This window comes from Phaeodactylibacter sp. (genome assembly GCF_040219495.1).
Taxonomy (GTDB): Bacteria; Bacteroidota; Bacteroidia; order Chitinophagales; family Saprospiraceae; genus Phaeodactylibacter.
Map to the genome: position 1 here is coordinate 15562 of NZ_JAVJSK010000122.1, position 12260 is coordinate 27821.

General features: G+C 49.3%; 20 protein-coding genes. 19 read left to right on the forward strand and 1 reads right to left on the reverse strand.

What is annotated here, in order from left to right; all coding sequences use genetic code 11:
- The first annotated feature begins 1 nt into the window (after position 1).
- On the forward strand, positions 2-379 hold the full coding sequence (locus tag RIC19_RS19380) for a DUF1801 domain-containing protein (protein ID WP_350180017.1): 378 nt from the start codon (positions 2-4) through the stop codon (positions 377-379).
- A 29-nt stretch (positions 380-408) separates the two neighbouring features.
- On the opposite strand, the gene RIC19_RS19385 is transcribed toward RIC19_RS19380, so the two are convergent.
- A complete protein-coding gene (locus RIC19_RS19385) occupies positions 409-1158 on the reverse strand; it encodes an acyl-[acyl-carrier-protein] thioesterase (protein ID WP_350180018.1) in 750 nt (249 codons plus the stop codon).
- Between the two features lie 393 nt (positions 1159-1551).
- Between RIC19_RS19385 and rpsL the strand changes: the two genes are divergently transcribed.
- From rpsL to rpsN, 18 genes are all read left to right on the forward strand, one after another.
- On the forward strand, positions 1552-1926 hold the full coding sequence (rpsL, locus tag RIC19_RS19390; protein WP_044146964.1) for a 30S ribosomal protein S12: 375 nt from the start codon (positions 1552-1554) through the stop codon (positions 1924-1926).
- Between the two features lie 40 nt (positions 1927-1966).
- A complete protein-coding gene (gene rpsG / locus RIC19_RS19395; RefSeq protein WP_350180019.1) occupies positions 1967-2434 on the forward strand; it encodes a 30S ribosomal protein S7 in 468 nt (155 codons plus the stop codon).
- A gap of 51 nt (positions 2435-2485) precedes the next feature.
- Positions 2486-4624, forward strand: a complete 2139-nt coding sequence (gene fusA, locus RIC19_RS19400; protein ID WP_350180020.1) for an elongation factor G — start codon at positions 2486-2488, stop codon at positions 4622-4624.
- Between the two features lie 79 nt (positions 4625-4703).
- The gene (gene rpsJ, locus RIC19_RS19405; RefSeq protein WP_044221801.1) at positions 4704-5012 is read left to right on the forward strand and encodes a 30S ribosomal protein S10; all 309 of its coding nucleotides are present in this window, start codon (positions 4704-4706) and stop codon (positions 5010-5012) included.
- Between the two features lie 182 nt (positions 5013-5194).
- Positions 5195-5818, forward strand: a complete 624-nt coding sequence (rplC, locus tag RIC19_RS19410; protein WP_350180021.1) for a 50S ribosomal protein L3 — start codon at positions 5195-5197, stop codon at positions 5816-5818.
- 78 nt (positions 5819-5896) lie between these two features.
- Complete coding sequence (rplD, locus tag RIC19_RS19415) at positions 5897-6526, forward strand: 50S ribosomal protein L4 (protein WP_350180022.1); 630 nt, start codon at positions 5897-5899, stop codon at positions 6524-6526.
- 48 nt (positions 6527-6574) lie between these two features.
- Positions 6575-6871 (forward strand): 50S ribosomal protein L23, encoded by a 297-nt coding sequence (gene rplW, locus RIC19_RS19420; protein ID WP_350180023.1) that lies wholly within the window; start codon positions 6575-6577, stop codon positions 6869-6871.
- 146 nt (positions 6872-7017) lie between these two features.
- Entirely contained in the window at positions 7018-7854 is an 837-nt protein-coding gene (gene rplB / locus RIC19_RS19425; protein ID WP_350180024.1) for a 50S ribosomal protein L2, read from the forward strand.
- 78 nt (positions 7855-7932) lie between these two features.
- Positions 7933-8202 (forward strand): 30S ribosomal protein S19, encoded by a 270-nt coding sequence (rpsS, locus tag RIC19_RS19430; protein ID WP_350180025.1) that lies wholly within the window; start codon positions 7933-7935, stop codon positions 8200-8202.
- 44 nt (positions 8203-8246) lie between these two features.
- Positions 8247-8666 (forward strand): 50S ribosomal protein L22, encoded by a 420-nt coding sequence (gene rplV, locus RIC19_RS19435; RefSeq protein WP_350180026.1) that lies wholly within the window; start codon positions 8247-8249, stop codon positions 8664-8666.
- 28 nt (positions 8667-8694) lie between these two features.
- Positions 8695-9435: a 30S ribosomal protein S3 gene (gene rpsC / locus RIC19_RS19440; protein WP_350180027.1), complete on the forward strand. Its 741-nt coding sequence runs from the start codon at positions 8695-8697 to the stop codon at positions 9433-9435.
- 97 nt (positions 9436-9532) lie between these two features.
- Positions 9533-9952 (forward strand): 50S ribosomal protein L16, encoded by a 420-nt coding sequence (gene rplP / locus RIC19_RS19445; RefSeq protein WP_350180028.1) that lies wholly within the window; start codon positions 9533-9535, stop codon positions 9950-9952.
- 36 nt (positions 9953-9988) lie between these two features.
- Positions 9989-10249, forward strand: coding sequence for a 50S ribosomal protein L29 (rpmC, locus tag RIC19_RS19450; protein ID WP_350180029.1), 261 nt, complete (start codon positions 9989-9991; stop codon positions 10247-10249).
- Positions 10250-10285: 36 nt separating this feature from the next.
- Positions 10286-10543 (forward strand): 30S ribosomal protein S17, encoded by a 258-nt coding sequence (rpsQ, locus tag RIC19_RS19455; protein ID WP_350180030.1) that lies wholly within the window; start codon positions 10286-10288, stop codon positions 10541-10543.
- 76 nt (positions 10544-10619) lie between these two features.
- Positions 10620-10988, forward strand: a complete 369-nt coding sequence (rplN, locus tag RIC19_RS19460; protein WP_350180031.1) for a 50S ribosomal protein L14 — start codon at positions 10620-10622, stop codon at positions 10986-10988.
- Positions 10989-11026: 38 nt separating this feature from the next.
- The gene (rplX, locus tag RIC19_RS19465; protein ID WP_502930849.1) at positions 11027-11380 is read left to right on the forward strand and encodes a 50S ribosomal protein L24; all 354 of its coding nucleotides are present in this window, start codon (positions 11027-11029) and stop codon (positions 11378-11380) included.
- Positions 11380-11937 carry a 50S ribosomal protein L5 gene (gene rplE, locus RIC19_RS19470; protein WP_350180032.1) on the forward strand — a complete coding sequence of 186 codons (558 nt, stop codon included), beginning with the start codon at positions 11380-11382 and terminating at the stop codon, positions 11935-11937. The genes rplX and rplE overlap by 1 nt, the downstream gene beginning before the upstream one ends.
- 27 nt (positions 11938-11964) lie before the next feature.
- Positions 11965-12234: a 30S ribosomal protein S14 gene (rpsN, locus tag RIC19_RS19475; RefSeq protein WP_350180033.1), complete on the forward strand. Its 270-nt coding sequence runs from the start codon at positions 11965-11967 to the stop codon at positions 12232-12234.
- Positions 12235-12260: the final 26 nt, after the last annotated feature.

A 12260-nucleotide genomic window follows, 5' to 3' on the forward strand; every position in this document is an offset into this window, starting at 1 on the left:
CATGACGGCTGTCGAAACTTATATACTCAACTTGGAAGAGCCACAGCGGGGGATTTTGGAATACTTGCACCAACTCCTGATGGCCAATCCGGAGGTCACCTGTAACATCCGGTACAAGATCCCCTTCTACAGCCGGAAAAGCTGGGTGTGCTATACCAATCCACGGGATGGAGGTATTGAGCTGGCCTTCATTCAGGGCGCTGAGCTGTCGAATGAGCAGGGCCTGCTCCAAGCCCGGGGTCGGAAGATGGTGACCGGGGTGGTATTCTATGCTGTAGATGACATACCAGAGGCTGCACTGTTGGAGGTCATTCAGGAAGCCCTGTTGCTGGATGAAGTGGCGCCTTATAACGGGCCTAAGGGATCGCGCAATAGCTAAGTCCAAACACAGTCTAAAACTTGAGGAACTTACTGCCAGCGGGTATAAGCATTCGCCAGCACCTTCCCATCTGCCGGGCGCAGGATGCGATGGCAGTACGTGTCCGTTTCCATTTCCTGCACTTCAGCTTGCAGTTCGTCCGCCAGCTTGCTTTCCGCCCGGTATTCAATATCAAGAAAGGCCAGTTGGCGCTCTGCTAATACGGCCGATGGGACAGGGTCCATCATCCACTGTATATATAAGGTGTTGTTGAGGTGCTGATTGAAATCCAGATCATGCCAGTGCACGGTGTAGTTTGCTTGGTAATCTGCCTTTTCGAGTTTAGCCACTTGCCCTGTGATGCGCGGCAGGCATTGGTCGCGGGGCGGCATCCGTTTGTTAAACGCCAGTACAAAATCAGGTGGGGATGCCATACGCCGGGTGCGGGTATCCATTAGTAGCCAGGTAGAAGCAGAGTGGGCCAGCGGTTCCCCATCCTGGGTTTCGACCCAAAAGTCGCGCAGTGCAAAAGCGCGGAGGAAGCCAGCCGGGTAGGTGTTGATCCGGATCGGCTCGTTGAGCATAGGCAGCCGCTGCACCTGTAGCTGCTGCCGGGTAAGGACCCAGGAAATGTGATGCGCCTCCAGGTCCCAGTAAGACATACCGATTTGGATCACGTTTTGCAGGGCCGCCTCCTGCATCAGACGGGAGAGGGCAGGTACGGTCATACGCTGCTGTGCATCAATTTCATAAGCCCTAACCTGATAATCCTGAGTGTAAAGCAGATCGGTATCTATCATTTTTTAACTCAAATATAGGAAGCTCCTACCTAATGGCTCAATGCTTGGCATAAAGTCTTCGGGTTCAGCGGCAAGCTTTGTTGAAGCCGTTTGTTTTTTTACTGAAATTTCAAGAAAAAGCCTGCGGCATGATTCCTTTCGGCCACCGGCGGGCCGCCCGGGCAAAAATTCGGAAAATAGCGGGTAGCGGGCAATAAAAACGGGGCGGCAGAATATAAAGACCCGCTAATTAGAATGAAACGGAGCTAAAAGAACTATTATCAGGGAATTATTTTAAAAGGCCCTTTTGGATTTCCCTGAAAAAGACATACCTTTGCAATCGCTTTTCGAGCAAGGTATATTAACCTCTGCCGATAAGGTATTGTTAGATACAACTCAAACTTAATTAGGATTATGCCTACAATCAATCAACTTGTACGCAAGGGCAGAAAGAAAATTGTGGCCAAGAGCAAGTCTCGCGCGCTGGATGGATGTCCGCAAAAGCGCGGAGTATGTACGCGTGTTTATACAACAACGCCTAAGAAGCCGAACTCGGCCTTGCGTAAGGTTGCTAAGGTCCGCCTGACCAACGGCATCGAGGTTATCTGCTATATTCCCGGAGAAGGGCACAACCTGCAGGAGCACTCTATTGTTTTGGTGCGTGGCGGTCGTGTAAAAGACCTCCCTGGTGTACGTTATACTATCGTACGTGGTGCACTCGATACAGCGGGCGTTGAAGGTCGTCTTCAGGCGCGTTCCCGTTATGGTGCGAAGCGTCCGAAGAAGTAATTATGTTTCAACGAATTTGCGAAACCTCTAATTCAGAGCAATGAGAAAAAGAAAGCCAAAATTAAGAGTTATTCAGCCGGACCCACGATACAAGGATCCGATGGTAACACAGTTCGTCAATAATATGATGATGCAAGGCAAGAAAGGAACGGCCTTCCAGATCTTTTATGACGCAATGGACCTGATGAAGGAGCGTACTGACCAAGATGAGCACGCACTCTGGAAGAAGGCCCTCAACAACGCGATGCCTCAGGTAGAAGTGCGTAGCCGCCGTATCGGGGGTGCCACTTTCCAAATCCCTACCGAGATTCCTGCCAAGCGTAAAATCGCTATCGGCATGAAGTGGTTGATTAAGTTCGCCCGGCAACGGAGCGGCAAAGGAATGGCAGAGAAGATGGCTGCAGAGCTGATCGCAGCAAGTAAGGGAGAAGGAGCTGCTGTGAAGCGTAAAGAAGATACGCATCGTATGGCAGAGTCTAACCGTGCATTTGCCCACTTCCGCGTTTAATCCTTCTTAATCCTTTTTCAATAATTATAAAATCCCTTTCGAGGATTAGTCATGGCACAAAGAGATCTTAAGTACACTAGAAATATTGGTATTGCCGCGCATATTGATGCCGGTAAGACGACTACTACCGAACGTGTCCTTTTCTACACTGGTATCAGCCATAAAATTGGTGAGGTGCACGATGGTGCAGCTACTATGGACTGGATGGAGCAGGAGCAGGAGCGTGGTATCACCATTACTTCTGCTGCTACCAAGACTTCCTGGAACTGGAAGGATATGCAATATACCGTCAATATCATTGACACGCCGGGTCACGTTGACTTTACCGTTGAGGTGGAGCGCTCTCTGCGTGTGTTGGATGGTGTAGTTGCCTTGTTCTGTGCAGTATCCGGTGTAGAGCCTCAATCTGAGACCGTATGGCGTCAGGCCAACCGCTATAAAGTACCACGTATCGGCTTCGTCAATAAAATGGACCGTTCTGGTGCTGACTTCTTCAACGTAGTCAACGACGTGAAGGAAAAGCTGGGTGCTAATGCAGTCCCGCTGCAGGTGCCTATCGGTGCAGAAGAGACCTTCGAAGGGGTTGTTGACCTGATCACCAACGAAGCACGTATCTGGAATGACGACGACATGGGCATGACCTATGAAGTGGTGCCTATTCCGGAAAACCTTGTTGATACCGTTGCGGAGTACCGTGAGAATCTGCTTGAAGCAGTCGCGGAATATGACGAAAAACTTCTGGAGAAGTTCTTTGAAGACCCCAATAGTATCTCTGCTGACGAAATCCGTGCTGCAATTCGCGCTGCGGTGATCGATATGAGCATTATACCGATGATGTGCGGCTCTGCCTTTAAGAACAAAGGCGTTCAGGCTGTTTTGGATGCCGTTTGTGCATTCATGCCATCTCCGGTTGATGTGGAAGCCATCACGGGTACTAACCCGGAAACAGAAGCAGAAGAGTCTCGTAAGCCAAATGTAAATGAGCCTTTTTCCGCACTGGCATTTAAGATCGCTACCGACCCCTTTGTGGGCCGCCTGACTTTCTTCCGTGCGTATTCTGGCCGCCTGGATGCTGGTTCTTATGTACTGAATACACGCTCTGGTAAAAGAGAACGGATTTCCCGTCTGTACCAGATGCACTCTAATAAGCAGAACTCAATCGACTTCGTCGAAGCGGGGGATATCGCTGCTGCGGTAGGTCTGAAAGACTTGCGTACCGGGGATACACTCTGTGATGAGAAAGCACCAATCGTACTGGAAAGTATGACTTTCCCTGAGCCGGTAATCGGCCTGGCCATTGAGCCTAAGTCTCAAAAAGACTTGGATAAGCTCGGTATGGCATTGGCTAAGCTCTCAGAGGAAGATCCAACCTTCCGTGTAAACTACAACGAAGACACGAACCAAACAGTCATTAGCGGTATGGGTGAACTTCACCTGGAAATTATCGTTGACCGCCTGCGCCGTGAATTCAACGTTGAAGTAAGCCAGGGGGCACCACAGGTGAACTACAAAGAGGCACTGACCAATACTGTAGAACACCGCGAGCGCCTCAAGAAGCAGTCTGGTGGTTCCGGTCTCTTTGCAGATATGCAATTTGAGATTGGTCCGGCCGACCAGGAGTTCCTGGATAGCGATGAGTTCAAGGACGGCAAGGAAAAGCTGCAGTTCATTTGGGACATCGTTGGTGGCTCGATTGATAAGAACTATCAGAAGCCTATCAGAGACGGTTTCCTGCAGATGATGGACAACGGCATTCTTGCCGGGTACAACATCGACAGCATGAAGGTCCGCGTCTATGATGGTTCTATGCACGCAGTGGATTCTAAGCCTATCGCCTTCGAACTTTGTGCGAAGGATGGCTTCCGCGAGGCTGCACCAAAGACAAATCCGGTTATCCTTGAGCCTATTATGAAGCTCGAGATTGTTACGCCTGAGGAGTTTGTTGGTGCCGTAATCGGTGACCTCAACCGTCGCCGTGGCTTGCCTAAAGGGCAGGAGCCAAGAGCAGGCGGAGCAGTTAGCATCAAAGGTGATGCCCCACTGTCTGAAATGTTTGGATATGTAACTTCTCTGCGTACCATTACTTCTGGCCGTGCGAACTCAACGATGGAGTTCTCGCACTATGCAGAAGCACCTTCTGGTATCGCAAAGGACATTATCGCCAGCGCGAAAGGAGAAGTTAACGCATAAATTTGTAAAGTAGAGTTAAAACAGGTGTGGCCCAACGGGGCTGCACTAATATTATCACTTATTTAGCTGAATTGAAGGCATGAATCAAAAGATCAGAATCAAGCTCCGCTCCTACGATCACAACCTGGTAGACAAGTCTACAGAAAAGATCGTAAAGACGGTGAGGAACAGTGGCGCCGTAGTTACTGGACCGATTCCGCTGCCCACGAAAAAGAAAATCTTTACCGTGCTCCGTTCGCCGCACGTCAACAAGAAAGCTCGTGAGCAGTTCCAGTTACGCACCCACAAACGCCTCATTGAAATTTACACGCCCACCCAGAAGACAGTAGATGCCCTGTCCAAACTGGAGCTGCCGAGTGGGGTTGACATTCAGGTTAAACTAACGTAAGAAAGTATCATCGACCCGTCTCCACAGGCGATTAATGATACTTACTGTAAAGGGCTGATTTGAAAGTGCCTTCGGGTACCAACACTCAGCTTTAGGTTAGCAGAATGGGCAAATGGCTTACGCCGTTTTACCCTTCTGTATGTATTAGCCTGTAAAAGACGAGTTTTAAAAACCAAGTACTGATGAACGGTATTATCGGTAAAAAAATAGGAATGACCAGCATCTTCGATGAGCTGGGCCGCAATATTGCTTGCACTGTCATTGAGGCGGGACCCTGTGTCGTAACACAGGTTAAGACCGCTGAGAGTGACGGCTATAGCGCTGTGCAGCTGGGTTTCGGCGAGGCAAAGGTCAAGAATACATCTCAAGCACTTCAAGGGCACTACGAAAAAGCCAAAACTGGTCCTAAGCGGGACCTCGTAGAATTTCGCGATTTTGATGTCGTTGAGAAAGCCATTGGCGACTTGCTGAAAGTTGATGAAGTTTTCCGTGAAGGTGATCTGGTCAACGCAGTAGGTACCTCTAAGGGTAAGGGATTCCAGGGTGTTGTTAAACGCCACGGATTCGCTGGTGTGAATGATGCGACCCACGGTCAGCACAACCGTCAGCGTGCACCAGGTTCTATCGGAGCCGCTTCTTATCCTGCACGGGTTTTCAAGGGGATGCGTATGGCCGGCCGTACGGGCGGTGATCGCATCAAAGTGAAAAACCTGCGGGTAGTGAAGCTATTCCCTGAGGAGAATCTCATCCTCGTAAGAGGTGCCGTACCTGGTCACAAGGGTTCAACGGTAATCATTGAAAAGTAATTCATTCGTGCGTCGTATCGCCTGCCTGTAACTTCTTGAAAGAGAGCAGCGCCGGAGCGTGCTTAAACACACAAAGCAATGAAACTCGAAGTTTTAAATATTCAAGGTCAGCAGACCGGTCGCGCGATTGAGCTTCCGGAAGATGTGTTCGGTGTAGAACCGAATGAACATGTAGTGTATCTGGCCGTAAAGCAATACCTGGCTGCTCAACGTCAGGGTACGCACAAAGCAAAAGAGCGTAACGAAATTGCAGGTTCTACTAAGAAGCTGAAGCGTCAGAAAGGTACTGGTACCGCTCGTTTCGGTGATATTAAGAACCCTATTTTTCGCGGTGGTGGCCGTATTTTTGGCCCACGCCCCCGTAAGTACAACATTAGCCTGAACAAAAAGGTGAAGTTGCTGGCCCGTAAGTCAGCTCTTTCTTCCAAGGCAAATGCAGGGACGCTTTATATCGTCGAGGACTTCTCTTTTGAAGCGCCTAAGACCAAAGCTTTTGCAGATATCCTCGCTGCGTTGAACGTAGCCGATAAGAAGCCGGTCTTTGTGACTTCTGACTACGAACGGGAAGTTTACCTTTCCAGCCGCAACCTGCCAAAGGTTAAGGTCGTTCGTGCCAGCGATCTCAACACTTACGAAGTGATGAACGCCGGTGCACTGGTCCTTTCCGAAGGTGCAGTAGAGAAGATCAAAGAAGCATTCGCTAACTAAGAGGAAGCGCTGTCCGAAAGGATACCCTTTCCATAACTATAAGTAACCATGGCAAAGACTATTCTGGTAAAGCCACTGATTACGGAGAAGTCGGAGATGCTCTCTGAGGATCGCGGCAAGTACACCTTCATCGTCAATAAAGATTGCAACAAGATTGAAATCAAAAAGGCGGTTGAGGACATGTACCAGGTAACAGTGGAAAGTGTCAATACGATGATTATGCCAGCGAAAGCGAAGAACCGCTCTACGCGCGCCGGCATTCTCTCAGGCCGTAAGCCTGCATACAAAAAAGCAGTCGTTACCCTTGCTGAGGGCGAAGACATCGATTTCTTCGGCGACATTTAATTTTATCATTATCCAGGGGCAAAGCCTCCGGTAAAATCTTCTGTCTCTAAACGTGCGGGAGGACGGTTCCTCTGTTCATCCGTGGACCCGTACTGACAGATCAGGTTTTGCTAGGCATGTATCTCTGGAGCTGAAAAACAGAAATAATGGGTATTAAGAAACACAAGCCGGCTAGTCCTGGTACCCGCTTCCTGATGACGAATACGTTTGCGGAAGTGACGACGGATAAGCCTGAAAAAAGCTTGCTCGCTCCTTTAAAGAGCAAAGGTGGCCGTAACAATCAGGGCCGCATGACTTCCCGCTACCGCGGTGGAGGGCACAAGCGCCGTTACCGTGTGATCGACTTTAAGCGCGATAAGGAAGGTATGAGCGCAACCGTGAAGACGATCGAGTATGATCCAAACCGCAGTGCTTACATCGCGTTGCTGGAGTATACTGATGGAGAGAAGCGTTATATTATTGCACCTAACGGTTTGCAGGTCGGTTCAGAAGTAATGTCCGGCGAGTCTGCTACTCCTGTTACTGGCAATACGCTTTACCTGAAGGATATTCCATTGGGTTCTACGATTCACGCCATTGAACTCCGCCCAAGCCACGGTGCCGCTATGGCGCGTTCTGCAGGTACTTACTGCACGCTGATGGGCCGGGAAGGCAAGTACGCTGTTGTGAAGCTGCCTTCTGGTGAAGTTCGCCGGGTCTTGTCTTCTTGCAAGGCAACGATCGGTACCACTTCCAACCCGGATCACAACCTCATCATTGATGGGAAAGCAGGCCGTAGCCGCTGGAGAGGCCGCCGCCCACGTACACGTGGTGTAGCGATGAACCCGGTAGATCACCCGATGGGTGGTGGTGAAGGCCGTGCTTCAGGTGGTCATCCACGTTCCCGTAATGGTCAGGCTGCGAAGGGCTTGAAAACGCGGAAACCTAAGAAGCACTCCAACAAGCTTATTATTACTAAACGTAAATCAGGCAAGCGCCGCTAAGAGTGCATGATCAGGCTGCGTACCCAAGTACGCCGCCTGATCTTCGCCTCAAGCGTCTGCTCATAAATATATCAGACAATGGCAAGATCGATCAAAAAAGGGCCTTACGTTTTCCACAAGTTGGTGGACAAAGTTGAGAAGTCCAAAGAATCAAAGAAGAAAAAGGTGATCAAGACTTGGTCACGCGCTTCTATGATCTACCCCGAAATGGTAGGGGAGACGATCGCAGTACATAACGGTAAGACCTTTGTGCCTGTGTTTGTTACTGAGAACATGGTAGGTCACAAGCTGGGTGAATTTTCACCTACCCGGACCTTCAAAGGCCACACTGGAAACCGTAAGAAGTAAACCTTAACGTCGCCCTATTAGCAGGCAACGCAAAATAAAGAATAATGGAAGCAGTAGCTAAACTCAAAAGTGTCCCGATGTCAGCCCGCAAAATGCGGTTGGTTGTGGACCTGATTCGTGGTAAAAATGTGGAGGATGCATTGGATATTCTGCGCTTTACCAAGAAAGAGGCCGCTGTATGGCTTGATAAACTCGTACTTTCTGCTATCGCAAACTGGGAAGACCGGCAAGGCGGTATGGAAAATGCAGATAATTACGATCTTTTCATTAAAACCATTTACGCTGACGATGCCACTATGTTGAAGCGTTTCCAGCCGGCCCCACACGGCCGTGCACACCGGATTCGGAAGCGTACCTGCCACGTAACTATCGTGGTAGAAAACGCGGTTTCTCTTGCGGACAACGCAGCAGCAGGTGATGCTGTTGAAGTGGAAGAAGTGGAAGACGCAGCAGTAGAAGAATAAGCTTTAATAAAATTGTAATACCATAGATATGGGTCAAAAGACAAATCCGATTGGTAATCGCCTGGGCATCATCCGCGGTTGGGACTCCAACTGGTTTGGCGGTCGTGACTACGCTGATAAAGTAGTAGAAGACGAAAAAATCCGCACGTACCTCCAAGCTCGTGTTGCCAAAGGCGGTATTGCCCGAATTATTATCGAACGTACGCTGAAGCGTATTACGGTTACTATCCATACCTCTCGCCCGGGTATCATTATTGGTAAAGGAGGCTCTGAGGTCGACCGTATTCGCGAAGAGCTCAAGAAGCTGACTGGCAAGGACGTTCAGATCAACATCATTGAGATCCGCAAGCCTGAGCTTGATGCGGCTATCGTTGCAGAGTCTATTGCAAAGCAGCTGGAAGCCCGTATCAACTATCGCCGTGCCACCAAGATGGCTATTCAGTCTAGCATGCGTGCCGGTGCCGAAGGTATCAAAGTTCGTATCGCTGGTCGTTTGAATGGTTCAGATATGGCTCGCCGTGAAGAGTTCAAGGAAGGCCGTACGCCACTGCACACTTTCCGTGCCAATATCGACTACTCGTTGAAAGAGGCGATGACCGTCTATGGTAAGATTGGTATTAAAGTATGGATTTGCAAAGGAGAAATCCTTGGCAAGCCAGACTTGTCTCCACACTCAGGCGTGCAGGAGCGCGGTGGTAAGCCAGGTGGTGACCGTCGTGGTGGTGGCCGTCGTGGTGGCGGTGGCGGAAGAAATCAGCGCCGCCGTTAGAATAATTCAGAAAAACGCTGTACCTTTGCCGAGCTTTTCGGGAGCGCGGTAAGGTATACCATTTATAAGAGGTTAATACGCTTAAATTTAGTGTAAGATGTTACAGCCAAAAAGAACGAAATATCGTAAGCAGCAGAAAGGTCGGAACAAAGGGCTTTCCTATAAAGGCAGCCGTATCGATTTTGGCTCCTTTGGTTTAAAGACGATGGACATGTCCCGCATTACCAACCGTCAGATCGAAGCTGCACGTATTGCGATGACTCGTTACATGAAGCGTGAAGGTAAAGTCTGGATCCGTATTTTCCCGGATAAGCCAATCACTGCAAAGCCGCAGGAAGTGCGTATGGGTAAGGGTAAAGGTGCCCTTGACCATTGGGTAGCAGAAGTAAAGCCCGGTCGTGTGCTGTTTGAACTGGATGGCGTGCCAATGGACGTTGCTCAGGAAGCATTACGCCTGGCTGCTCAGAAGCTGCCTGTTCGTACCAAGTTTGTGGTTCGCCACGACTATGCGGGGTAATCTATTTTTGAAAGGACTATTTAATTCGATTATACCATGGCAACAAAGAAATTCCTGGAGCTCCAGGATTATTCGGACGCAGACCTGAAAAGCGAACTGGACAATACTGTTGCACAGTACCAGAAGCTTAAGTTTGACCACGCTATCCGCGGTCTGGACAATCCGCTCGTGCTGCGCGAGGTGCGCCGGGATGTATCTCGGCTCAAGACGGAGATCCGCCGCCGCGAGTTGGCTTCAGCAGATCCTGAAGCGATTGCCCAGCGTTCAAAAATCCGTGCCAGAAGACGGCGCAAGTAATAACTGATTTAGCAAGGTTTCAAAGTACCGCATAAAATGGAAGAAAGGAATCTGAGAAAAACCCGTGTTGGCGTTGTAGCCAGTAATAAGATGGACAAAACGATCAGCGTTTCGGTTCAGCGTCGGTTACAGCACCCTATCTACGGTAAGTTCGTGAAGAAAAGCCGCAAATTCGTGGCGCACGACGAAACAAACGAGTGCAATATTGGGGATAAGGTCCGGATTATGGAGACCCGTCCACTCAGTAAGCGCAAGCGTTGGAGGCTCGTAGAGATTATCGAGCGCGCGAAGTAAATTTTAATTGCCCTGGACAGGCCGCTAGTCATATAGATTTATGCCTGCCAGTTGAAATTTTTTAAATCTTACAACGATGATCCAGCAAGAGTCCAGGATGAGAGTTGCGGATAACAGCGGTGCTAAAGAAGTGCTCTGTATCCGTGTGCTAGGCGGTTCTAAGCGTCGTTACGCCACAATTGGTGACCAAATCGTAGTTTCTGTAAAGGAAGCAACACCAAGTGGAAATATTAAAAAGGGTACGGTTTCGAAGGCGGTTGTTGTACGCACCAAGAAAGAAATCCGTCGCCGCGACGGTTCCTATATCCGTTTTGATGATAACGCGGTAGTGTTATTGAACGCATCGGATGAGCCCCGTGGTACACGTATCTTTGGCCCTGTAGCCCGTGAGCTTCGTGAGCGCGACTACATGCGTATTGTGTCACTGGCACCTGAGGTACTTTAGGAATTCAATTGTTGAATGCGATCATAAGTCGATATACAATGCAAAAGAAATCATATCAAGGCAAAAGGTTCGCGCCTAAGCTGAAGATCAAAAAAGGCGACCGCGTAGTAGTGATTGCTGGTGCTCATAAAGACCGCGAAACAGTACGGGAAGTACTCGAAGTATTCCCAAAGGAAAACCGTGCTATCGTGGAAGATACCAATATGGTTAAGAAGCACACCCGCCCGTCTCAGGATAACCCTGGCGGGATCAACGAGGTACCTGCGCCTATTCATATTTCCAACCTGATGCTGGTAGACCCAAAATCAGGAGAGCCTGCTCGTGTAGGCCGTAAAGAGGTAGACGGTAAGCTGGTACGTTATTCTAAAAAATCCGGAGAAATTATTAAGTAATGAGCTACACTCCAAGACTGAAGAAAAAGTATCGGGAAGAAGTAGTACCTGCACTGATGGAGCAGTTTCAGTACAGCTCTATCATGGAAGTGCCCCGCATCGTGAAAGTTAGTTTGAACCAAGGTGTTGGGGAAGCTACTCAGGATAAGAAGCTGGTCGATAATGCGGTAGAAGAGATGTCTATCATCGCCGGACAGCGCGCAGTGCCTACTAAAGCCCGTAAGTCTATTTCTAACTTTAAGCTGCGGGATGACATGCCAATCGGCGCCCGGACGACCCTCCGCAACGTACGTATGTACGAATTCCTGGATCGCCTGATCACCGTTGCGCTACCTCGTGTACGTGACTTCCGGGGTGTAAATGACAAAAGCTTTGACGGCCGTGGCAACTACTCCATGGGTATCACAGAGCAGATCATCTTCCCTGAGATTGTGATGGACAAGGTAAATAAGATCACAGGTATGGACATTACCATCGTGACTACAGCAAAAACTGATGCAGAAGCACTGGCGCTGTTGAAAATGATGGGCATGCCATTCAAGAACCAACGCAACTAAGCATTTAATCATAGCAATTTATTTATAATGGCTAAGAAATCAATCATCGCTCGCGAACGGAAAAGAGAAAGAATGGTGGCTAAGTATGCCGCCTTGCGCAAGCAGCTTAAAGAGGAAGGACGCTGGGAAGAGCTGGATAAGCTCCCTCGTAACTCCAACTCAATCCGTCTGCACAACCGCTGTAAGCTGACCGGCCGACCTAAAGGCTATATGCGTCAGTTCGGCTTGTGCCGTGTGAAGTTCCGTGAGATGGCGCTGGACGGTAAAATCCCTGGCGTTACAAAAGCGAGCTGGTAACTTTATCGAAGTCAATCAATAGCCGT

Excerpts from the sequence above, each read along its gene's own strand:
- RIC19_RS19380 (WP_350180017.1), top strand. The coding sequence starts at position 2 with ATGACGGCTGTCGAAACTTATATACTCAACTTGGAAGAGCCACAGCGG.
- RIC19_RS19385 (WP_350180018.1), bottom strand. The coding sequence starts at position 1,158 with ATGATAGATACCGATCTGCTTTACACTCAGGATTATCAGGTTAGGGCT.
- rpsL (WP_044146964.1), top strand. The coding sequence starts at position 1,552 with ATGCCTACAATCAATCAACTTGTACGCAAGGGCAGAAAGAAAATTGTG.
- rpsG (WP_350180019.1), top strand. The coding sequence starts at position 1,967 with ATGAGAAAAAGAAAGCCAAAATTAAGAGTTATTCAGCCGGACCCACGA.
- fusA (WP_350180020.1), top strand. The coding sequence starts at position 2,486 with ATGGCACAAAGAGATCTTAAGTACACTAGAAATATTGGTATTGCCGCG.
- rpsJ (WP_044221801.1), top strand. The coding sequence starts at position 4,704 with ATGAATCAAAAGATCAGAATCAAGCTCCGCTCCTACGATCACAACCTG.
- rplC (WP_350180021.1), top strand. The coding sequence starts at position 5,195 with ATGAACGGTATTATCGGTAAAAAAATAGGAATGACCAGCATCTTCGAT.
- rplD (WP_350180022.1), top strand. The coding sequence starts at position 5,897 with ATGAAACTCGAAGTTTTAAATATTCAAGGTCAGCAGACCGGTCGCGCG.
- rplW (WP_350180023.1), top strand. The coding sequence starts at position 6,575 with ATGGCAAAGACTATTCTGGTAAAGCCACTGATTACGGAGAAGTCGGAG.
- rplB (WP_350180024.1), top strand. The coding sequence starts at position 7,018 with ATGGGTATTAAGAAACACAAGCCGGCTAGTCCTGGTACCCGCTTCCTG.
- rpsS (WP_350180025.1), top strand. The coding sequence starts at position 7,933 with ATGGCAAGATCGATCAAAAAAGGGCCTTACGTTTTCCACAAGTTGGTG.
- rplV (WP_350180026.1), top strand. The coding sequence starts at position 8,247 with ATGGAAGCAGTAGCTAAACTCAAAAGTGTCCCGATGTCAGCCCGCAAA.
- rpsC (WP_350180027.1), top strand. The coding sequence starts at position 8,695 with ATGGGTCAAAAGACAAATCCGATTGGTAATCGCCTGGGCATCATCCGC.
- rplP (WP_350180028.1), top strand. The coding sequence starts at position 9,533 with ATGTTACAGCCAAAAAGAACGAAATATCGTAAGCAGCAGAAAGGTCGG.
- rpmC (WP_350180029.1), top strand. The coding sequence starts at position 9,989 with ATGGCAACAAAGAAATTCCTGGAGCTCCAGGATTATTCGGACGCAGAC.
- rpsQ (WP_350180030.1), top strand. The coding sequence starts at position 10,286 with ATGGAAGAAAGGAATCTGAGAAAAACCCGTGTTGGCGTTGTAGCCAGT.
- rplN (WP_350180031.1), top strand. The coding sequence starts at position 10,620 with ATGATCCAGCAAGAGTCCAGGATGAGAGTTGCGGATAACAGCGGTGCT.
- rplX (WP_502930849.1), top strand. The coding sequence starts at position 11,027 with ATGCAAAAGAAATCATATCAAGGCAAAAGGTTCGCGCCTAAGCTGAAG.
- rplE (WP_350180032.1), top strand. The coding sequence starts at position 11,380 with ATGAGCTACACTCCAAGACTGAAGAAAAAGTATCGGGAAGAAGTAGTA.
- rpsN (WP_350180033.1), top strand. The coding sequence starts at position 11,965 with ATGGCTAAGAAATCAATCATCGCTCGCGAACGGAAAAGAGAAAGAATG.